This window comes from Streptomyces poonensis, assembly GCF_014650915.1.
GTDB classification, from domain to species: domain Bacteria; phylum Actinomycetota; class Actinomycetes; order Streptomycetales; family Streptomycetaceae; genus Streptomyces; species Streptomyces poonensis.
In genome coordinates this window covers 92,323-113,029 of record NZ_BMVW01000006.1, presented here as the reverse complement: position 1 = coordinate 113,029, position 20,707 = coordinate 92,323, and the positions used below count along the sequence as shown (strand labels likewise).

The window sequence follows — 20,707 nt, the reverse complement described above, 5'->3', positions numbered from 1 at the left end:
GCGTCCTGCCGGTCCCGGGCGGCGGCGTCCGCGTACCGGCCGTGCGCGTGTCTGCCGCCCGTGCGCCGGCCGTGCGCGTGTCGGCCGCCCGCGTGTCGGCCGCCCGTCGCCGGGAGCCGAGGAGCTCGTAGAGAGCCGCCCATGCGGGGGCGTCCAGGCTCTTCGGGAGGGCCGTCGGAGCGATGCGGTGCTGCCGGAGCAGGCGCTGGACCTCCTGCCGGGCCTGCCGGGAGAGTTCCGGTGCCTCGGCGGCGAGGATCCGGGCCAGGCCGTTGCCCCGGCCGGTGAACACGCGCCGTACGAAGTCCTGGTAGCCGTGCCGCTCCCGGACGGGGACCAGGGGCTCGGGCCGCCGGGAGAAGACGACCAGGCCGCCGTCGACGCCGGGGCGCGGGCGGAACGCCGAGGCGGGCACCCGGGACACGAGCCGGAACTCGTACCAGGGCCACCACTGCGCCGTCATCAGGCTGGCCCCGCCCACTCCGGCGCGCCGGCGGGCCACCTCCCACTGGACCAGGAGGACGGCGTCGGTCCAGCCCGGGGCCCCGAGGACCCGGCGCAGTATCGCGGTCGTCTGGTGGAACGGCAGGTTGCCGACCAGCACATGCGGCGTGGCGGGGAGCCGGAAGCCGAGGAAGTCGGCGTGGACGATCTCGGTCGCCGGATCCGGGCCGGTACGGCGGGCGAGCCGCGCGGCACGCCCGCCGTCGATCTCGACGCCGGTCAGGCCGCGGCCCAGCCGCTGGAGCGGCAGGGTCAGCGCGCCGTCACCGGTGCCGATCTCGATGATCGGGCCGTCGGTGCCGGCGACGAGGCCGACGACGGTGTCGATGGTGGTGCGGTCGATGAGGAAGTTCTGGCCCAGTTCATGCCGGCCAGGACGATGGGTGCGCACAGGATCTCCGCGGCTTCGAGGGGAAGCCGGGCAGCACGAACGGACCGCCCGGCGATGACTCGCTGAGGCGGCGGCTTCTCCCGATGCGTATCTCCGACGCGGAAGGTCCGCCGCTAGAAGCGGCGGAGCTCAGTCACTGCGATCGCACACATGCCCCCGACGCTACCTCGCGTCACGGGCGGCGCGGCAACTGGTTTTCCCGCCACGGGACATGCCGGAGTGCCGCCGCTACGGGCGGCGGGTCCTGGCCATCGCGGCGACGGCGTACGCGTACATGCCGGTCACGCTACCGGGCGCCGGGCACCACCCGGCAACCGGTTTTCCGCGCCGGGGATGCCGGGACACGCGCCACGGAACCCGGCCGCCCGCCACCGCGTGTCCCGGCAGCCTGTTACTCGCCGTCGTCCTGTCCCCCGTCCCACCGGCCGTCCTGCCCGCCGCCCCACTGGTCGTCCTGCCAGCTGTTCCCCCAGCCGTTCCGCCATTCGTTCTGCGGGGTGTCCTCCTGGGCGTCGTACTGCTCCTCCTGCTCCTCCTGCTCGTCCGGCTGGTTTCGCTCGTCCCGCCGGTCCCCGTCCTGCGTGTCCGGGCTCTCCCCGGCCGCCGGGCTCTCCTGGTCCTTCGGCGTCCTGCCCGTCCTCCGGGCCTCCTGGACCTCCTTCAGGCGCTGGGCCCCCCGTTCGACGGCCCGGCGGGTGGTGTCGCCGTCGACGCCGTAGAGGCCGCCGTGGGTGAGGAGCGCGGCGCCGTCCCCGACCCGCACGGCGGCGACGTCGAGCGTCAGCGGGCCCTTCTTCCCCTCGACCCCGCCGTTGACGGTCATCCGGAGGCCCCGGCGCGCGTCTCCGGCCGCGGGGAGGTCGACCGGGACGACCTTGACGGCGTGGGTGCGCCCGCCCGCGCCGGTGACGTCGAACTCACCGCACTCGTCGGTGAGTTCCCGCACATGGCCGAGCTTGGCGTCGACGCCCTCCTCCTTGTACTGGCCCACCTGGTGGCGCAGTTGGGCCCCGTACTCACCGTCGTCGAACCCCACGGCCGCCGACCCGCCGACGGGCTCGCCCAGCAGGTCCTCGGCGTACACGGTGTCGAGCAGTTCCTGGCACTCGGGGCGGTTCGCCCTGCCCTTGAGCAGTCCGTCCCGCCAGGTCGCCGCGCCCTTCGTGCCGCCCCAGGCCCACCCGAGGTCGTCCGCGCGGAGCAGGGCGCCCGCGGCCTGGGCGTCGGTCAGGGCGGAGACGCCCGCGGCGGCCGAGGGCGAGGCGGCGGGACTCACCCGGTCCGCCGGGGAGGACCGGTGCCGGGTCGTGTCCCCCTCTCCGGCCCCTCCCCCGCGCTGTGAGCAGGCCGCCGCCCCCACGAGCACCGCGGCGGTGACCGCCGAGGCGAGAACACGGTACGGACGTTGCATGAGCGGGGCCTCCCGGGGACGTGGCGTTTCGTCCACCGCAGCACCACCGGCCACCGCCGACCAGCCCAGGCGCTGCCAACGAGTGAGGGGCTCCCACGGCCGGCGTACGCGGACGCGGGACACGCCGGTAAGACCGGAGAGGAAAGTTCGGCGCGGATGTCATCCGGATGGGGGACCGACGGCGTTGGCAGGGGTGGAGAGGCGCCCTCCGTGCTGTCGAACGATTCATCGATCCGCCTATGAGCAGGAGTTGTCCGTCCATGACACGGATGCACAAGTACGTCGCCGCCGCCGCGTTCACCGCGCTGCTGGCGGGGATGCCCGCGGTGTCGTACGCCGTCCCACAGGGGAGGACGGCGCACGACACCGCGTCGGTCAGCACGGCCGCGAAGACGCCGGCCGCGCGCATCGTCCAGCCCGGTGAGCACGTCGTCGCCGCGCCCGGGTTCGAGCTGTGGCTCACCGAGGAGGGCAAGCACTGGACGACGCCGGACAACCCGGATCCGCAGTTCCGGAGCGTCGTGGACGGCAACATCGACCGCACCCAGCCGGGCGTGTCGCTCCAGGCGGAGGGCACGGCGGAGGGCGACATCTATCTGTCCGGCGTGTACTACGGCGGCCGGGGCACCGCCTCCTTCGTGGAGGTGGAGACGGCGGCCGGTACGGTGCGCGGCAAGCTGATCGAGCTGCCGGGACGGCCCGGCTGGGGTGCCTGGTACGCCACGGCCCACGCGCCCGGGTCCGACTGGGACTTCGTCGGCACGGTCACTGTCCGGGACACCAAGGGCCGGGTGTACGCCCAGCTCCCCCGGTGACGACACCCCGGTGACGGCACTCCGGTGACGACACCCCGGTGACGACGCTCCTGTGTCACCGCCGGGCGGGGGCCGCCGGCTGACCGGCCCCCGCCCCGCTCCCCCACGTTCCCGACCCGAGGACCGTCGCCCGTGCCGCACCCTGACCCCGAAGTCCTCGCCGCCGGTCTTCCGCAGGCCCAGGCCCCGGCCGCGGACGACGACTTCGCCGCGTACGCCACCTCCGCCTGGCCCCGGCTGGTCCGCACCGCGCACATGCTGACCGGCGACTTCCACGAGGCGGAGGACCTCGTGCAGACCACGCTGGCCAAGGTCTACGCCCGCTGGCTGCGCATCCCACGGGACGACGTCGACCTGTACGTACGGCGGTCCCTGGTCAACAACAACATCAGCCGCGTACGCAAGAGACGCGTCGCCCATCTGCTGATGCCGTTCCTGCCGGAGCGGGTGCACCAGCCGGAGGCGGGGCACGCCGACTCCGTCGCGCAGCGGGCGGCGGTGACCGAGGCGCTCGCCGCCCTGTCGGCGCGGCAGCGGTCCGTGATGGTGCTCCGCTTCTGGGAGGACCTGAGCGAGGGCGAGATAGCCGAGGTGCTCGGCTGCTCGGTCGGCACGGTCAAGACCCATGTCCGGCGCGGCCTCGCCGCCCTGCGCGCCCACCCCGTATTCGCCCCTCCGAGCGTCCCCGGAGCCCGCCCATGAGCCATCCCACCTCGCGTGACCCGGTCGGCCAGGGCGCCACCGGCGACACCGAGCGGCGGCTGCGCGACGCGCTCGCCGAGGCCGCGCACGGCGTCAGCCCGTCCGCCGTACCGCTGGCCGCGATCGAACGGGACGGCCGGCGGCGCGTGCGGCGGCGCCGGGCCGTCGCCATGGGCGGTGCGGCCGCCGTACTGCTCCTGCCGCTGGCCGCCGTACTGGCGCTGCGCCCGGACGCCTCCGGCGGACCGGCCGAGCGCGTCACGCCCCCGGCCGCCACCGTGACCCCGTCCGCCTCACCGTCCTCCTCGCCGTCCTCCTCCGCGCCCGCCGGGCGGGCACGGGTCGTCGAGCCCGGCGAGCGGGTGACGGCGGCGCCCGGTACCGAGGTGTGGCTGACGGAGGAGGGCAAGTACTGGCACGAGCCGGACGGTCCGCCGGTGGAGTTCCGCAGCGTCGTGGACGGCAACCTCGACCTGAGCGAACCGGGTGTCTCCGTCCAGGCGTCGGGCTCGGGCGACGGTGGCTACTTCCTCTCCGGGGTCTACTACGGCGTCCGGGAGGCGGCGGCCCGGGTCGAGATCGAGACGGCCGGGGGCACCCCGGTGGAGGGCACCGTGCTGCGGCTGGCGGGGAACACGACGTGGGGTGTCTGGTACGCGAGTGCCGAGGCACCCGAGCAGCAGACCGGTTCCGACGCCCCCGGGGGCCCCTCCTGGAAGGTCACCGTGTACGACGCGCGGGGCCAGGTGATCGCGGAGTCGGCCTCCGGCCTGTGAACAGCGCCGTCCCGGCCGCGGTCAGCGCTTCTCGTACGGATTCCGCGGCTCCGCCACCCTCTTCACCGAGGTCGCGTCCAGGACCGGCGGCCAGGCCCCGTCCGTGCCGAGGTCGCCCTTCGGGTGCCAGGTGCCGGTGACGGTGACCCACGCGTCCGCCGGCGGCGCGTCCGCCTCGCGGATCTCGATCCTGTACGGGGCGGCGTCGGCGGCGCAGCAGGAGACCAGGAGGCGGGTGAGGTACCAGGTGCCGTCGTCGCCCTCGTCGTCCTCGTTCTCCTCCCGCGTGACGAAGCCCGTCATCCGGACCGTGCGGCCCTTCAGCGAGCGTTCGCTGTCGTAGATCGCGCGGGAGGTGTACTCGCCCAGGGTGAGGTCGACGGGGTCCCCGGCCGGGAGTTCCGGGAACGTGCCGACGCCCTGGGCCGCGTACCGCGCCGCCTCGCGCTCCGCGCTGTAGGAGCCGAGGGCCGGAGGCGGGGACAGGAGGAGGGCGAGGGCGGGAACGGCGAGGAGCAGGGCGACACGGGGGCCGTGGGCATGAGAGTGGCCCTCATGGGAGTGGTTCGCCCGGTCACGGGCGGACCTCCATCCCGAAACCGCCCCCAGCAGCACCAGCACCACCCCCGACGCGATCAGGAACGGACGCAGGCCCGGCTGCACGTACCGCAGGTACACCTCGCTGAACAGCGAGATCCGCAGGATCGCCGCGCCGGACAGCAGGAGCAGGACCGCCGGACCGTACCGCCTCACAGCAGCCACCACCCCGCCAGGACGCTGCTCGTGACCGCGACGGCCCAGGTGGCCGCGGAGAACCGTACGGCGAAGGAGCGGCCGAACGTGCCCGCCTGGAGGGCGATCAGCTTCAGGTCCACCATCGGGCCGACCACCATGAAGGCCAGCCGGGCCGTCGGCGAGAAGCCGGTCAGCGAGGCCGCGACGAAGGCGTCCGCCTCGCTGCACACGCACAGCACCACGGCCAGGACCGCGAGCAGGAGGACGGACAGCCAGGGGGAACCCGTGAAGGTGTCGAGGACCGAGCGCGGGACGACGATGCCGAACGTCGCCGCCGCGGCCGCGCCCACCACGAGGAAGCCGCCCGCGTGGAGGAAGTCGTGCTGGAGTCCGGCGCGGAAGCCGTCCCAGCGGGACCGCGGCGCTCCGGACCCGGCGGAGGACGTACGGCGCTCCGGCAGCCGCAGCCACTCCTCCTTGCCGAAGCGCACCCACAGCCAGCCCATCACCAGCGCCGCCGCGAGCGAGGCGAGCAGCCGGGCCAGGACCATGGCCGGCTGCCCGGGGAAGGCGAGGGAGGTGGCGACCAGCACCACCGGGTTGATCGCGGGCGCGGAGAGCAGGAAGGCCAGCGCGGCGGCGGGCGCGACCCCGCGGCGTATCAGGCTGCCCGCCACCGGGACGGACGCGCACTCGCAGCCGGGGAGCACGACACCCGCCGCGCCCGCGACCGGCACGGCGAGCGCGGGGCTGCGCGGCAGCAGCCGGCCGAACACCCGCTCCGGTACGAAGGCACCGATCGCGGCCGACACGAGCGTGCCCAGCAGCAGAAACGGCACTCCCTGCACGACCACGGCCGTGAACACCGTCCACCAGGCGGCCATCGCGGGGGTGGCGAGATCCAGGGCGAGCACTGGTCCGAGGACCGACACGACCGTGGCGATGGCGGCGAGCGCGAGGCCGCCGAGCGCGGCGTACACGAGCGCCCGCGCGGCGAGGCGCACACCGTCGGCCGCACCGCTCCGCTGATTCCTCACGCGCCCCGCTTCCGCCCGTTCGCCCACCGTCCGCACACCTGTGTGCCGCCGAAGGCTAGGCGCCGCCCCTGTGTCCCCTCACAGGGTGTTCAGGCGGCGCTCACAGAGGCGGCTGGGCCGGGGCCGGACCCAGCGTCGTCGTCCCCGGCGCCGTGCGGTGGCCGAGGCCGGTCCGGTACGCGTCCAGGGCCGCCTCCACCCGGCCGGTACGGCGCAGCAGGTCACCGAGCAGCCGGCACAGGTCGGCCAGGTCGCCGGCCGCCCCGGCCCGCTCCAGCAGGCTGAGCGCGCGGACGTAGTGCTCCTCGGCGGACTCGGTGTCGCGCGCGTCCTCGGCGATGATGCCGAGCAGGCGGTGCGCGGCGGCGGAGTGCACGGCGCCGCGTTCGGACGAGAGGTCGCCGAGCACCTCGTGGAGCAGGCCGGCGGCCTCCTCCGAGGCGCCGCGCCGGTGCAGCACGTCGGCCAGCTCGACCGTCACCTGGCTGAGGTAGAGCGTGGCGCGGCGGGCCGACAGCATGGTGCGCGCCTCCCGGAGCTCGCTCTCCGCGCGCGCCAGCTCGCCGTTCTGCGCGTACAGGTAACCGCGCATCCAGTGGCAGTTGGCGAGCTCGGTGCGGATCTGCAGCTGGCGGTACAGCTCGGCCGCCTTGGCCAGGGACGCGTCGGCCTCGGCGGTCCGTCCCTCGGCGATCAGTGTCCGGGCCACCTGGCGGTGCATGCGGGCCACCAGCACCGGGTCCTTCACCTGCGGCGCGAGCGCCAGCGCCAGCTCGGCCGCCTGTGCCGCGCGCGCGTGGGCGCCCAGGTCCATGTAGGGGGCGATGGCGCTCGCGTAGAGCAGCAGCAGCGCGTCGGGGTCGTGCAGGCCGCCGCGGTTCAGCTCGTCGAGCGTGGTCTCCAGCAGGTAGCAGGCGTACCGGAGTTCACCGGCCAGGTAGTGGGCGACCACCCGGCCGCGCACCGCGGGGACGCGGGCGGGCAGCGGTGCGTCGGCGAGCGTCCGTTCCGCGCGCTCGAAGTAGGTGAGGGCCACCGTCAGGTCGCCCGTGTCCAGGCCGCACTCGCCGAGCCCGAGGAGGGCCGCGGCCTGCTCGGCGACGAGCCCGTGCTCCTCGGCCTCCTTCAGGAGCGTCGCGTAGCTCTCGGCCGCGATCTGGGCCTCGCCGGTGGCGAGCGTGCGCTGGGCGTCGGTCAGCCGCAGCCGCAGCTCGGTGGCGAGGTGGGCGGGACGGCCGGTGGCCAGCTCCTCGTACGCGACGCCGAGCCGGCCGGCGATGTGGTTCAGCGCCTGGTCGGAGGCGCGCACCCGCCCCGCCTCGACGGTGGAGATGTACGCGGGCGTGTAGGCCGGCTGGGCCAGCTGCCGCTGGGTGAGACCGCGTTGGGCGCGCAGCTGCTGCACTCTGCGCCCGATGGTCTCCGGGTCGTCGCGCTCGGGCATGGGACAAGCATGCCAGTAAGCCGAGTTGAGCCGGCACTTTCCACTCACAGCGCCAACTCGGCCGTGCGCTCTTGCTGTTGACGTCACAAGCCCTTACGTTAAGCAGCGCGTTAAGCCCGTTTAACGCGCCGCTGTCGCCAGCTGCGGCGCCGTGGCCCCGTCGCCGTTGTCCCCGCTTCTCATTGCGAGGTCGCCGTGCTCCGACAACTGCTCTCCCGCCACGCCCGCCCGCTCGGCGCCGCGCTGCTCGCGGTGGCCGCCCTGGTCACCGCGGCGAACGTGGTACGGCCGCACTGATCGCCGTACGGCCGGGCCCCCTCACGCGCACCTGAGACACGGTGCCCGGTGGCACGTACCGCCCCGGTCACACGTTCCGCCCCGCCGCCCCTCTACCCCGCTACCTGCTGCACCCGCTGCACCGGCCGCAGCTCCCGCGTCTCGCCCTCGAGTCGCGCCAGACGCCGCTGCACATGCCGGAGCGCTCCCGCCCGCCTGCCCGGCACCCGTTGGCGCACCTCGAGCAGCGCGGGACCGATCTCCCGGGCCCACGCCGCGTCGTCGACGCGTCCCCACTGGTGGTGGGCGCGGTCCACGGCCGTCTCGACGGCGGGCGCGTCCGGGGCCTCGCCCGCGGCCAGCCGCGCGGTGGCGACCGCCAGCCAGGTACGGCAGCTGCGTGCGGCGTCGCCCGCGAACATCGCGAGATCCGCACGGACCTCGGCCCAGTGCAGCGCCTGCTCGGACGCGGCCCCGTGCGCGTGCCGCGCGGCCTCCTCGTGCCGTGCGGCGAGCGCGTCGGCCTCGTCGTGGCGCTCGGCCTGCACGGCGGCGGAGATGGCGGCGTGCGGGTCGTCGTCCGGGGCGGGGCCGCCGACCGTGGGCGGTTCGGCCGGCAGAGGGGGGAGGGACGGAAGAGACGGAGGCGGCGGGGAGGACGGAGAAGCCGGAGACGCCGGAGACGCCGGAAGGGGCCCGGCGGAACCGTACGAAGGGGCGGGAGCCGCAGGGCCCGCAGGCATCGCAGAGGCCCCAGAAGCCCCAGGCGCCGCAGGAGGCACAGGCCCCGCGGAAGCCGCAGGAGCCGGGGACAGACCCGAGGCGCCAGCCCCGGGAACCGCTCCCGCGCCCGCTCCCGCGCCCATTCCCGCTGCACCGAACGCACCGACCCGGCCCCCCTGCGCCGTCCCCTCGTACGACAGCACCACGTCCCCGTACGTCCCCGGCCCCTTGCTCGCGATACGGGTCAGAGCCTGCTGGTGCAGCTCGGCGGGCGGCGGGCGGTGGCCGCTGCGCAGGATCGTCGCGACCGTCTTCATGTACAGGGGCTGCGCGACCGAGCGGCGCGACGGGGGCGGGGCGATGCGCCCGTACACGGCGACGGCGGGGCCCGCGTCCAGGGACAGGGAGCGCAGCTGCTGCCACGTCTCGGCGTCCGCGTGCAGGTCGGCGAGGAGTGTGGTCGTACCCGGCGGCCGCAGGCGCAGCTCCTCGCGGAACCAGTGCCAGGGGAAGCCGGTGTAGCGGACGGTGGCCGGGGTGGTGCGGGCGAGCGCGAGATGGGGCAGATGCTGGCGGCGGTCGAGCTGGAGCTGGCCGGCGAGGAAGACCGTCAGCGGGCCGGGGGTGCCCGCGGCGGCCCTCAGCCGGGTGAGGACGGCCTGCGGGTCCAGCGGGTCGGCCAGCTCGACGACGTTCGCGGTCTCCGCGCCGGCCAGCACCGGCGGGGCGACGGCCGCGAGCACCGGGAGCACGGACGCCGCGTCCACCAGACACCCCTTGCCCGCAGGCGAGGCCGCCAGCAGCAGGACCGTTCCGGGCATCGTTCCTCCCCCATCCATCACGTACGGCAGCACGGTAACCGGTGCGGGTGGTAAGAGGCGATGTGCTGTGAGGCACCTCCCCGACGAACGGTTCCGACTTGCCGGCCCTTCGCGCGAGGTGTGCCCTGGAAGTCGGGGGAGGAAAGAGAGGAGTGCTCTCATGGCTTACGCGACACACATGGCGGGACCGCACCGCGCACTTCCGCCCGGTACCTCGCCGACGCCGGATGTCTTCGGCGAGCGCACCCACAGGATCATGCACTGGGCGGTGCCCGTGGTGCTCGGTCTCCTCTACGGCTACTGGGTGGCGGCCCTCGACCGCGACGCCGGGCCCATCACCGGCGGGAACATGCTCCTCGGCTGGCTCAGCGCGCTCGCGTTCGTGGTCCTGTACGCCGCCGCCCGCGCCCTCGCCCACCGGCTGAAGCGCGAGCCGCACGCCCTGACGTGGGCGGTGTTCGCGGGGCTGGCCTTCGGCTTCCTCTACAGCCAGAACGGCGGCACCGTCGTACGGGCCTCGGGCCTGTCGCTGCTGGTCGCGGTGGGCGTGTTCGCCGTGGCGTGGTACCGGTATCCCCTGCACGGGAACGCGGAGGGCCGCCGCATCTGACCCCCGCCGGCCCCTGCCTTCGGGCTGCCTGGCCTTCGGGCTCCCCGTTCGGCTTGTCCCTTGCGGCCATATGCAGTCAGACCCGGTCCGCCCGCTCGCCCGCCGCGTCGCGCGGGTCTTGCCTGGAGGAGTGCGCCGACGTGTCCCCGGCCTGCTGTCGCCGGTCCTGATCGCCCTCGCCTGCCTGTTCGCGCCGCTGGGCGCACTGGCCGGCTGGGCCACGTACGGCGTCGGGGACCCGGCCCGGTACGCGGCGGCGACGGCGCCCCTGGCCGCCGACCCGGCCGTGCGGGAGGCGGTCGCGGACGCGGTGACCGACGGGATCATGCGGGAGGTCCGGGTGGCCCCGGCGCTCCACGCACCGGTGCGCTCGTTCACGTACCGGGCCGTCCGGTCCTTCACCCGCACCGAGGCGTTCCGTACGGCGTGGAACGAGGCGAACCGGGCCACGCACGCCGCGGTGATGCGGGCGGTACGCGGTGAGGGCGGGGGACCCGTGACGCTCGACGTCGCGCCCGTCGCCGCACGCGTCAAGCGGCAGCTCGTGCACGACGGTGTCCCGCTCGCCCACCGCATCCCGGTCGAGCACACCGAGGTGACCGTCCTGTCGTCGGGCGACCTGGACCGGCTCCGGAAGGGGTATCGCGTGCTGGAGATCACCGCGTTCTGGCTGCCGTCGCTCGCCGCCGCGCTGGCCGTGGCGGGCGTCCTGCTGGCCGCCCACCGCCGCCGCGCGCTGTTCGCGACGGGTATCGGTACGGCGCTGGGCGGCGCCCTGCTGGGACTGGCCGTGGCCGTGGGGCGCCGGCTCACACTCGCCGATCTGCCGCCCGACGTGTCGCGTGGGGCGGCGGCCGCGGTCTACGACGCCCTCACGGGCACGCTGCGCGTGGTGACGTGGTTGCTGGTGGTGTTCGGGGTGGCGGTGGCGCTGGGCGCGTGGGTCACGGGCCGTCACGGGCGGGGACGGCGGGCGCCCACGGAGCCCGCACCGGCTACGGCTCCGGCTCCGGCCCCGGCTCCGGCGACTCCGACGCCTCCGGCGGAGGAGCCGGGACGGGCCCCCGTCTGACGCCACGCCGGGCGGCCTGGGGCGGCGGCCGAAAGAGTGCAGCGCGGCGCTGCGGGACGTCCCGTCCCGAGTAGTCTGAGGCGGTTCGGACCGTATCGCGACTCATCCGTCCGGCCCACGCCGAGTGCGGTCCCGCCGCCCCGGCACAAGCATGCGGATGAGCTGTCGAAGCCGAGGAGGCCCTCATGGCCCAGCAACCCACCGCATCCTCACCGAGCTCGGCCCCTCCGCACCCGGCCCGCCCGCGGGGTACGGGCCTGGCCGCCGGTGGCACCGCCTTCGCCGGGGTCCTGTTGGTGGTGACCGGCGTGCTCAGCATCCTGAACGGCATCGCGGGCATCGCCAGGGACACCGTGTACGCGTTCGTCGGTGACTACGTGTACGAGTTCAGCCTCACCGCCTGGGGCTGGATCCACCTGATTCTCGGCGTACTGGTCGCCGTCACCGGCTTCGGCCTGCTCAAGGGCAAGTCCTGGGCACGCGTCGCCGGTGTCGTCCTGGCGGCGCTGTACATCATCGAGAACTTCCTGTTCCTGCCGTACGCGCCCGTCTGGTCGGTGATCTCGATCGCGATCGGCGTGTTCGTCATCTGGTCCCTGCTGACGGTGCGGGACACCTACGCGACGAGGTGACCGGGTGGCGGGCGGCGGACGGTGATCACGGCCGTCGCCCGCCACATCCCGGCGCCTCCCGCCCGGCGACTCCCGCCCGGCGCATCCCGCCCGGCGCATCCACTCGACACCGCACCGACGGCACAGTGGCAACCTTCTTTCCGGAATCCCCGTCTTCATGAGGAGTCACCAGGAGCGTCACCAGGAGTTCGAGGGGATCCGGAGAGCGGGCACCCAGCGACCGGGCGGAGGCCGGGACGTGGACACAGCGGCGGCCGACCGGGCGGTGGGCGAGGGGGAACGGACGGGCGGGCGGCGGGCCGCCGCCTGGTGCGCCGGGCTCCTGCTCCTCGGGGTGAGCGTGGTCGTCGGATGCCGGGCGGCGGACAGCGACGGCGTCACCCCGGTGCCCCAGCTGCTCGCCTTCCTGCCCTGGCTCCTCGCCCCCACGGGCGCCGCCCTGCTGCTCGCCGCGCTCGCCCGCCGGCGGCTCGTCCTGCTGTGGGGTGTGATCGTCCTCGGGGCGCTCGCATGGTTCCTGGAGCCGTACGGGAAGTCCGGCGACCCGGGCGGCAGACCCGTGGCCGAGCTCCGGGTGCTGACGGCCAACGTGCGGTTCGGGCAGGGAACGGACGCCCTCGTCGACGAGATCCGCCGGCACCGCCCCGACATCGTGTTCGTCCAGGAATGCGAGTACACCTGCTCCGCCGCGCTCAGGAAGGCCTTCGGCGGTGACACCGGCGCCTACCCGTACCGGCAGGCCGTCGACGCGTACGGCTCCGAGGGCTCCGTCATCCTCAGCGGACACCGGCTCACCCCGGCCGACGGTGTCACCGGCACCCTGGGCATGCCCGGCGCGACCGCCGATGTCGCGGGCCACCCCGTACGGCTCCAGCTCGCCCACCCCATGCCGCCGCTGCCGGACCAGCTGGACACCTGGCGCCGCGAGCTCGGTGCCCTGCGCGCGTACGCCGCGGCCGGCCGCGGCACGCCCACGATCCTCGCCGGCGACTTCAACGCCTCCCAGGACCATGCGGCCTTCCGCCGCATCCTCGACGCCGGCCTGTACGACAGCACACGGCTCGCCGGGGAGTCCCGCACCCCCACCTGGCCCGCCCGGACCGCCCGCGGCCCCCTGGCGCTGGGCGCGCAGATCGACCACGTCCTCGTGAGCGGGGACTTCGCCGCGCGCCGGGCCCGCTTCCTCGACCTCGACGACACCGACCACCGTGCCCTGGTCGTCGACCTCACGCTGCACGACCGGACGTGACGGCGAACGGGGGCGCTCCTCAGAAGAGAAGCGCCCCCGCTCGCCGAGGTCACTCGCCGATGTCACTCGGCGAGGTCACCCGCCGAGATCACTCGCCGATGTCGCTGCCGTCCGCGCGCCACACCGCGACGACGGCCGGGCGCGAGATCTTGCCGGGCCCGTCGGGCCAGGTGCTGCCCGGGTTCGTGGCGGAGGCCCCGTCGACCTCGCCCGGGTGCTGCACGGCCACCAGCACACGCCGGTCCTGGATCACCGGCCCGCAGGTCTCGGCACCCGTCGGCACCGTCAGGAACTGCTTGAGCTCGCCGCGCCGGTCACCGCGCGTGGCGACGCCGAACAGGCCGTCGTGCGAGCCGAGGGCGGAGCCGTCGGTGGAGATCCACAGGTTGCCGTACGAGTCGAAGGCGACGTTGTCCGGGCAGGAGATCGGGCTGACCCGGTCCTTGGGGAAGCCCGCGAAGTACGTCGCCGGGTCGTCGGGGTCGCCCGCCACGAGGAACAGCGACCAGGCGAACCTCGTGCTGTCCGCGCGGTTCCAGCGCTCGGTGAGCTCCAGGACCTGGCCGTGCTTGTTGGCGTTGCGCGGGTTGGCCTCGTCCGCCTTGGCGTTGGAGCCGACACCGCGGTTGGAGTTGTTCGTCAGGGCGACGTAGACCTTGCCGGTGACCGGGTTGGGCTCGACGTCCTCGGGGCGGTCCATCTTCGTGGCGCCCACCTTGTCACCGGCGAGGCGCGTGAAGACGAAGACCTCCTCCGCCGTCATGCCGTCGACGTGCGAGACGGCGCCCTTGGCGGTCGCGGTGGCCAGCGGGATCCACTCACCGCTGCCGTCGAACTCGCCGTCGTTCGGCAGCTTGCCGGTGCCGTCGATCTCGATCGCCGGGGAGTCACCGGTCAGCTTGGCGACGTACAGCGTGCCCTCGTCGAGGAGGGAGAGGTTGTGCTCGCGGACGGCCCGGGAGCTGCCCTTCTTCATCCGCTTGCTGCCGACGAACTTGTAGAAGTAGTCGAAGCGCTCGTCGTCACCGGTGTAGACGACGGGGCGGCCGTCCGAGGTGAGGCGCACGGTCGCGCCCTCGTGCTTGAACCGGCCGAGAGCGGTGTGCTTGCGGGGCGTGGAGTCGGGGTCGTACGGGTCGAGCTCGACGACGTACCCGAAGCGGTGGACCTCGTTCGGCTCCTGCGCGACGTCGAACCGCTTGTCGAAACGCTCCCACTTGCGGTCGGTTGCCCCGCTGCCCAGGCCGTACCGCTTGTCGGTCGTCCGGGTGCCGTGGGCGAAGTACTGGTTGAAGTTCTCCTCGCCGTGGAGCGTCGTGCCCCAGGGCGTGACGCCGCCCGCGCAGTTGTTGAGGGTGCCGAGGACCGTGGTGCCGGACGGGTCGGCGGAGGTCTTCACCAGGTCGGAGCCGGCCGCCGGACCGGTCAGCTTGAACTTGGTGGTGGCGGTGATACGGCGGTTGAGCTGGTGCCGGGACACGACGGTGAGCTTGCCGGTGCGGCGGTCCTCCTCCACCACGACGGCCGAGAGACCGTGCGCCGCCCAGCCGATCTCCACCTGCTCGCGGGTGGGGTTGTCGGAGTCGTAGTCGCGGAACATGAGCACCTCGTCGGTGTACTCGTGGTTCGCGACGAGGATCTGGCGGCCCCGCTCACCGGGCAGCGGCAGCAGCGCCAGGAAGTCGTTGTTGTACCCGAACTGCCCGGCCTGGGCCTTGGCCGTCTGCTTCTCCGGGTCGAAGGCGGGGGCGCCGCGCAGGATGGGCTCGCCCCAGCGGATGACGACGTTCTGCCGGTAGCCCTCGGGGACGGTGACCTGGTCGGCGGTGTTGGGAGCGACGGGGGTGAAGCGCAGCCCGCGTGCGGCCTTCCCCTTGCCCCCGTGCTTGCCCTTGTCCGCCGCGGCCGGGGCGGCGGCCTGCGCCTGCGGGGCACCGGCCGTCAGGGCGGCCGTACCGGCGGCGGACGCCACGGTGACGACGGCAGCGGCGCGCATCATCGAACGGCGGCTGAGCGCACCGGCGATGACGTCGCCGACGTATTCATTGGTGCTGGTGTTCGGCACCTCGTGGAAGCAGGCGTCGCCACAGCGGAAACGGCAGGTCAGGGCAGACCGCCCACCGGGATGCGACGCCCCATTGGTCCCGAGGATCGGCAGCAGTTTGCGCACTTTGCTCTCCCATACGTGCCCGTGATGTCGACGTGACGCTAGGGGCACATGCGAGCGAAAGCGCTGCTTCCTGGTGAACGAGGGGTGAACCCCGGAGGGAGTCGGGCGGTGTTGACAGCGAGGCGCGGCGGAGGTAACCGACTGGCCCTCCCCTCCCCAAGATCGCCCGCGTCGGCCGCTAACCTTACGTGTCCGTCCTGGCCAGGGATAGACGGGCTACAACTCATGCGAAGGGTTGCGCACATGGGCATTCTCTCTCTCCTGCGGAACGCGTTCGGCCGCTCGCGCAAGGGGCGCGACACCGACGCGGAGCCCCTGCGGGAGGCTGCGCAGGACCCGTCACGGAAGACCGCGGACGGGTCGGAGGACGCCACCTCGCAGGGCGACCGGATCCCGGCCCCGTCGGAGGAGCGCGACACGGTGACGCCGCCGGCGACGGAGACGGCGACCGGCGTGGACGAGACACCGAAGCTCGAGGACGAGGCCCCGGCCCCGGCCCCGGCCCCGGAGCCCACCGCCTCGTCCGGGCCCGAGCCCGAGGCCAAGCCGACCCCGTCCATGGCCGACGAACTGGTCTCCGCGGCCTTCGACAACGTGACGGTCCCCAAGCCCCGCCCCACGCCTCCGGCGGAACAGCCCGAACCGGAGCCCGAGCCGGAGACCTCGGCCGAGGAGCCGCGGCAGGCGCCCCCGGCGGAGCAGCCGAAGCAGGACGCGGAGCCCCAGCCCGAGCCGGAGCCTGCACCGGAGCCGGTGGCCGAGACCACTCCTGAGCCGGCGCCGACAAGCGAGTCGAAGCCGGCCCCGGAGCCCGAGCCCGCACCCGAGCCGATCGCGGAAACCGAGCCGGAGCCCGTCGTCGAGTCCGAGCCGGAGCCCGTACCCGCCCCGGAACCCTCACCCGAGCCGGTCGCCGAAGCGGCCCCCTCTCCTGCCGACGAGACCGTCCCCGAGCCGACGCTCAAGCCCGTCGAGGAGGCGAAGCCGACGTCCGAGCCCACTCCTGCCGCCGAGCCGGAGCCGGAGCCCGAGCCCGTCGCCGAAGCCTCACCCGCTTCCGCCCCCGAGCCGGAGTCGGCACCCGAGCCCGCGCCCGCCCCGGCCACCGAGCCCGAAGGCACCCCGTCGGCGGAGCCGGAGACCAAGACCGAGCCGCAGCCCGCGACCGAGGCCGAGGCCGAGGCGGACACGGAGCCCCAGCCCGGGACCGAGCCCGAAGCCAAGGCGGAGGCCGAGGCCGAGGCCCAGGAGCCGTCAGCCACCGCGCAGCCCGAGCAGGAGCCCACCGCCGAGGCGGAACCCGAGCCGAAGCCCGAGGCGGAACCCGAGCCGAAGCCCGAAATCGTCACCACGGTCGCCAAGAAGGCGGTCGAGCCGGAGACCGAAACGGACGCCGAGCCGGAGACCGAAAAGGACGCCGAGCCGGAGCAGCCGGAGCCAGTCACGGAAGAGACCACGACCACCGGCCCCGCCTGCCCCCGCGCCACCCTCACCACCACCGCCCCGGACCTCGTCACCGCGTACGACGCCGCCGGCGCGGAGCTGGAGAAACACGGACTGACCGGCACGCGTGCCCGCGTCTACCTCGTCCTCGACCGCTCCGCCTCCATGCGCCCGTACTACAAGGACGGCTCCGCCCAGGCACTCGGAGAGCAGGCCCTCGCCCTCGCAGCCCACCTGGACCCCGAGGCCAAGGTGCACGTCGTCTTCTTCTCCACGGAGCTCGACGGCACCGGCGAGCTCACCCTCGCCGCGCACGAGAACAAGATCGACGAGCTGCACGCGGGCCTCGGCCGCATGGGCCGTACGAGCTACCACGCGGCGGTGGAGCAGATCATCACCGACTACGACACCTCCGGCACCAAGGACCCCGCCCTCGTCCTCTTCCAGACGGACGGCGCCCCGGACGCCAAGACCCCCGCGACCCAGTCCCTCACAGACGCGGCGAAGACGAACCCCTCCGTCTTCTTCTCCTTCATCGCCTTCGGTGACCCGGAGAACAAGGCGTTCGACTACCTCCGCAAGCTCAAGACGGGCAACACCGCCCACTTCCTGGCCGGCGAGACCCCGCGCGAGCTGACGGACGGCGAGCTCTTCGAGGGCGTACTGGCGAACTGGCGTCCATGACGCCGTACCCCATGTGACACGCACCACGGGTGGCGGACGGACATCGGAGGCAGACCGTCCGCCACCCGAAACGCGTGTGAGTCGATCTACACGGGGACAGTAGGATTTCGACCATGGCGGCCACTGGATCCGAGAAGCAGGGTGAGAAGGCGTTCTACGTCTCCACCCCCATCTACTACGTCAACGACGCTCCTCACCTGGGCCACGCCTACACGACCGTTGCAGGGGACGTGCTCACCCGCTGGCACCGTCAGCGCGGCGAGAAGGTGTGGTACCTCACCGGCACGGACGAGCACGGTCAGAAGATCATGCGCACCGCGGAGGCGAACGGCGTCAGCCCGCAGGAGTGGGCCGACAAGCTCGTCACCGAAGCGTGGCAGCCTCTCTGGGAGCACCTGGAGATCGCGAACGACGACTTCATCCGCACCACGCAGAAGCGGCACACGGACCGCGTCCAGGAGTTCGTGCAGGACCTGTACGACAAGGACGAGATCTACAAGGGCGGCTACGAGGGCCCGTACTGCGTCGGCTGCGAGGAGTACAAGCTCCCCGGTGAGCTGCTCGACGGCGAGGGCGAGTACGCCGGCCAGAAGCTGTGCCCGATCCACAAGAAGCCGGTGGAGATCCTCGCCGAGGAGAACTACTTCTTCAAGCTCAGCGAGTACGGCGACAAGCTGCTCGCGCACTACGAGGCCAACCCGGGCTTCATCCAGCCCGAGTCCGCGCGCAACGAGGTCGTGAACTTCGTCCGCCAGGGCCTTCAGGACCTGTCGATCTCCCGCTCGACGTTCGACTGGGGCATCCCGATCCCGTGGGACGACAAGCACGTCATCTACGTGTGGGTCGACGCGCTCCTCAACTACGCCACGGCGGTCGGCTACAACGAGAACCCCGAGAAGTTCGAGTCGACCTTCCCGGCCGACGTCCACCTGGTCGGCAAGGACATCCTCCGCTTCCACGCGGTGATCTGGCCGGCGATGCTGATGGCGCAGGGCCTGCCCCTGCCCCGCAAGGTCGCGGCCAACGGCTGGCTGATGGTCGGCGGCGAGAAGATGTCGAAGTCGAACCTGACCGGCATCAAGCCGCAGGACCTGACCTCGCACTTCGGCGTGGACGCCTACCGCTGGTACTTCCTGCGCGCGATCGCATTCGGCCAGGACGGCTCGTTCTCGTGGGAGGACTTCTCCGCCCGCTACACGAGCGAGCTGGCGAACGACTACGGCAACCTCGCCTCCCGCGTGGCTGCCATGGTCGGCAAGTACTTCGGCGGCACGCTGCCGGAGGCGACGGCATCCGGTGAGGCCGAGCAGGCGATCCAAGAGGGCCTGGCGAAGGCGGTCGAGACGGCCGACCGGAAGATCGGCGAGGAGCTGGACTTCCAGGGCGGCATCCTGGCGGTCTTCGACTTCGTCAAGCAGGTCAACGGCTACATCACCGAGCAGGAGCCCTGGAAGGTCGCCAAGGACACGTCCGAGGAGGGCAAGGCCCGCCTGGCGACGATCCTCTACACGGCCGCGGAGTCGCTGCGCGCGGTGGCGGTCCTGCTCAACCCGGTCATGCCGGACACCTCCGCCAAGCTCTGGGAGTCCCTCGGCGCGGAGGCCGGTCTCGGCGCCCTCGCGGACCAGCGAATCCAGGAGACGGGCGACTGGGGCAGGCTCCCGGCCGGCTCGACGATCACGAAGGGCGCGATCCTGTTCCCGCGCCTCGAGGAGAAGCCGACGGCATGACCGTGTAGCTCACGAAGGCGGCCCACGCATCGCGCGCGAGCGCGAGGTGCGGGCCGCCGACGTTTTTGGAGTCGCGTACGTGCACTGTGCCGACGGCGACAGCTATCTCAATGCAACTATCACCTTCCGTGCCGTCGCTGTAGCTGCTTTTGAACCAATCGAGTTCAGAGGTCATGTCTCTCCCAGCACTTGCTCGATGAAAGCGAGTGACTCCCCCGGCGTGAGAGCCTGGGCCCGGATGATGCCATACCGGAGTTCAAGGATCCGCAGCTCTTTCGGGTCGGAGGTCGGACGGCCGTTGTACGCACCGTCGGAGCGCCCGACTGCCGTACCGTCCGCGAACTTGAGCACCTCGATCTTGCCGTCCACACCAGGATGGGCGCTGGTGTCCGTAGGCATCACCTGAAATGTCACGTTACGTAGTTGCGCCACCTCCAGCAGGTGTTCGAGCTGACGGCGCCGCACCATCGTCCCCCCGACACGGCGCCATAGTGCTGCCTCTTCTTGGACAAAGCTGAGCGGAGGGGCGGGCGACCTCTCAAAGACCGACTTACGCGCCATACGAGCGGACACCAGGCGCTCCACCTCCTCCTCCGAGTACGGCGGTTGTCGCGCCTCGAACAGGGCCCGCGCATGCTCCGGCGTCTGCAGGAGGCCGTGAATGCTGAGCCCTACGTACACGCCGATCTCAACCGCTTGTGCCTCCAGCTTCGCCAGATCCCGAACCTTCTTCGGGTAACGGACTCGCGCCACGTCCACCTTCATCGCCGAGAGCAACCCATCCGCCCCCAGCACCTCGTCCGCCCTGTCCAGATACCCAGGCTGCGGAATTCGCTTCCCGCCCTCAATCTTGTAGACGAGGTCCTCCCCGTACCCCACCGCCTCTCCGAACTCGGCGGCCCGCATCCCCACCGCCTCCCGCCGAAGTTTCAACTGCCGCCCCACGGTGGCGACGACGGCGACACCCCAGTCGTCATCCGGATCGACTTCCCACCCCGGCTCATCCGTCATCCCTGCCCCCTCGCGCTCCGACAGTCCGGACGGCACCGGACAACCAGCGGACAGTCACCGTACGCAACGGCTCTGTCACTGTTCACAGTAAGCGCAGGCGACCACGCTGAGCGATGTGAAAGAGCAACCCGTACAACTACTCACCCACCAGCGTCACTTCAGCGTCAACCTGTCCCCCACACCACATTGCGCCAGCCTCGCCCGCCGCCTGACCACCGAGAACCTGCGCACGTGGAACCTGCCGTGGGCCGAACTCGATGTGCCACCGGAGTCCAGAAACCTGGACTCCGGTGCTGCGGGCGGTCTTCCCCAAGAAACACGAGAGGGAAAGAAACCACACCAAGCCCCACCCCTCCCGCCCGCAGCGCAAACTCACTCGCGGGAGTGAACATCGCCAACTCGGCTGGATTCGGGACCGGTTGCCTGCCCTACGCTCAGCGCGGCACAGCACAACACCCAGACATGCGACGG

At 72.8% G+C, this 20,707-nt stretch carries 17 protein-coding genes and 1 pseudogene; 9 read left to right on the top strand and 9 right to left on the bottom strand.

Annotation, left to right across the window (positions count from 1 at the left end; genetic code table 11):
- Positions 1 to 115: 115 nt before the first annotated feature.
- Both erm and IE242_RS17400 read right to left on the bottom strand, forming a co-directional pair.
- Positions 116 to 895, bottom strand: a pseudogene (erm, locus tag IE242_RS17405) (23S ribosomal RNA methyltransferase Erm); the annotation flags it as partial.
- A gap of 391 nt (positions 896 to 1,286) precedes the next feature.
- The gene (locus tag IE242_RS17400) at positions 1,287 to 2,306 is read right to left on the bottom strand and encodes a hypothetical protein (protein WP_189860163.1); all 1,020 of its coding nucleotides are present in this window, start codon (positions 2,304 to 2,306) and stop codon (positions 1,287 to 1,289) included.
- A gap of 260 nt (positions 2,307 to 2,566) precedes the next feature.
- On the opposite strand from IE242_RS17400, the gene IE242_RS17395 reads away from it, so the two are divergent.
- The 3 genes from IE242_RS17395 to IE242_RS17385 all read left to right on the top strand — a co-directional run bounded on the left by IE242_RS17395 (position 2,567) and on the right by IE242_RS17385 (position 4,599).
- On the top strand, positions 2,567 to 3,121 hold the full coding sequence (locus IE242_RS17395; protein ID WP_189860161.1) for a hypothetical protein: 555 nt from the start codon (positions 2,567 to 2,569) through the stop codon (positions 3,119 to 3,121).
- A gap of 132 nt (positions 3,122 to 3,253) precedes the next feature.
- A complete protein-coding gene (locus IE242_RS17390; protein ID WP_189860159.1) occupies positions 3,254 to 3,823 on the top strand; it encodes a SigE family RNA polymerase sigma factor in 570 nt (189 codons plus the stop codon).
- Positions 3,820 to 4,599, top strand: a complete 780-nt coding sequence (locus IE242_RS17385; RefSeq protein WP_189860157.1) for a hypothetical protein — start codon at positions 3,820 to 3,822, stop codon at positions 4,597 to 4,599. Before IE242_RS17390 ends, IE242_RS17385 begins: the two co-directional genes overlap by 4 nt.
- A 21-nt stretch (positions 4,600 to 4,620) precedes the next feature.
- Here the strand turns inward: IE242_RS17385 and IE242_RS17380 are convergent, their stop codons facing one another.
- The 4 genes from IE242_RS17380 to IE242_RS17365 form a co-directional block, all read right to left on the bottom strand.
- The gene (locus IE242_RS17380) at positions 4,621 to 5,352 is read right to left on the bottom strand and encodes a TIGR03943 family putative permease subunit (RefSeq protein WP_189860155.1); all 732 of its coding nucleotides are present in this window, start codon (positions 5,350 to 5,352) and stop codon (positions 4,621 to 4,623) included.
- On the bottom strand, positions 5,349 to 6,371 hold the full coding sequence (locus tag IE242_RS17375) for a permease (RefSeq protein ID WP_189860153.1): 1,023 nt from the start codon (positions 6,369 to 6,371) through the stop codon (positions 5,349 to 5,351). Before IE242_RS17375 ends, IE242_RS17380 begins: the two co-directional genes overlap by 4 nt.
- 100 nt (positions 6,372 to 6,471) lie before the next feature.
- Complete coding sequence (locus IE242_RS17370; protein ID WP_189860152.1) at positions 6,472 to 7,815, bottom strand: helix-turn-helix domain-containing protein; 1,344 nt, start codon at positions 7,813 to 7,815, stop codon at positions 6,472 to 6,474.
- Positions 7,816 to 8,204: 389 nt separating this feature from the next.
- On the bottom strand, positions 8,205 to 9,635 hold the full coding sequence (locus IE242_RS17365; protein ID WP_189860150.1) for a hypothetical protein: 1,431 nt from the start codon (positions 9,633 to 9,635) through the stop codon (positions 8,205 to 8,207).
- 160 nt (positions 9,636 to 9,795) lie between these two features.
- Between IE242_RS17365 and IE242_RS17360 the strand changes: the two genes are divergently transcribed.
- The 4 genes from IE242_RS17360 to IE242_RS17345 all read left to right on the top strand — a co-directional run bounded on the left by IE242_RS17360 (position 9,796) and on the right by IE242_RS17345 (position 13,198).
- Positions 9,796 to 10,245: a hypothetical protein gene (locus tag IE242_RS17360; protein ID WP_229859036.1), complete on the top strand. Its 450-nt coding sequence runs from the start codon at positions 9,796 to 9,798 to the stop codon at positions 10,243 to 10,245.
- A 130-nt stretch (positions 10,246 to 10,375) separates the two neighbouring features.
- Entirely contained in the window at positions 10,376 to 11,317 is a 942-nt protein-coding gene (locus IE242_RS17355; RefSeq protein ID WP_189860148.1) for a hypothetical protein, read from the top strand.
- Between the two features lie 185 nt (positions 11,318 to 11,502).
- Positions 11,503 to 11,949 carry a DUF7144 family membrane protein gene (locus IE242_RS17350; RefSeq protein WP_189860146.1) on the top strand — a complete coding sequence of 149 codons (447 nt, stop codon included), beginning with the start codon at positions 11,503 to 11,505 and terminating at the stop codon, positions 11,947 to 11,949.
- 238 nt (positions 11,950 to 12,187) lie between these two features.
- Positions 12,188 to 13,198, top strand: a complete 1,011-nt coding sequence (locus IE242_RS17345) for an endonuclease/exonuclease/phosphatase family protein (protein ID WP_229859034.1) — start codon at positions 12,188 to 12,190, stop codon at positions 13,196 to 13,198.
- Between the two features lie 88 nt (positions 13,199 to 13,286).
- On the opposite strand, the gene IE242_RS17340 is transcribed toward IE242_RS17345, so the two are convergent.
- Positions 13,287 to 15,368 (bottom strand): PhoX family protein, encoded by a 2,082-nt coding sequence (locus IE242_RS17340; protein ID WP_189860142.1) that lies wholly within the window; start codon positions 15,366 to 15,368, stop codon positions 13,287 to 13,289.
- A 243-nt stretch (positions 15,369 to 15,611) separates the two neighbouring features.
- Between IE242_RS17340 and IE242_RS17335 the strand changes: the two genes are divergently transcribed.
- Positions 15,612 to 17,495 carry a VWA domain-containing protein gene (locus tag IE242_RS17335; RefSeq protein WP_189860140.1) on the top strand — a complete coding sequence of 628 codons (1,884 nt, stop codon included), beginning with the start codon at positions 15,612 to 15,614 and terminating at the stop codon, positions 17,493 to 17,495.
- Positions 17,496 to 17,608: 113 nt separating this feature from the next.
- Positions 17,609 to 19,225, top strand: a complete 1,617-nt coding sequence (gene metG, locus IE242_RS17330; RefSeq protein WP_189860138.1) for a methionine--tRNA ligase — start codon at positions 17,609 to 17,611, stop codon at positions 19,223 to 19,225.
- On the opposite strand, the gene IE242_RS17325 is transcribed toward metG, so the two are convergent.
- Positions 19,173 to 19,400: a DUF397 domain-containing protein gene (locus tag IE242_RS17325; RefSeq protein WP_189860136.1), complete on the bottom strand. Its 228-nt coding sequence runs from the start codon at positions 19,398 to 19,400 to the stop codon at positions 19,173 to 19,175. The genes metG and IE242_RS17325 overlap by 53 nt on opposite strands.
- Complete coding sequence (locus IE242_RS17320) at positions 19,397 to 20,236, bottom strand: helix-turn-helix domain-containing protein (protein WP_189860134.1); 840 nt, start codon at positions 20,234 to 20,236, stop codon at positions 19,397 to 19,399. The genes IE242_RS17325 and IE242_RS17320 overlap by 4 nt, the downstream gene beginning before the upstream one ends.
- Positions 20,237 to 20,707: the final 471 nt, after the last annotated feature.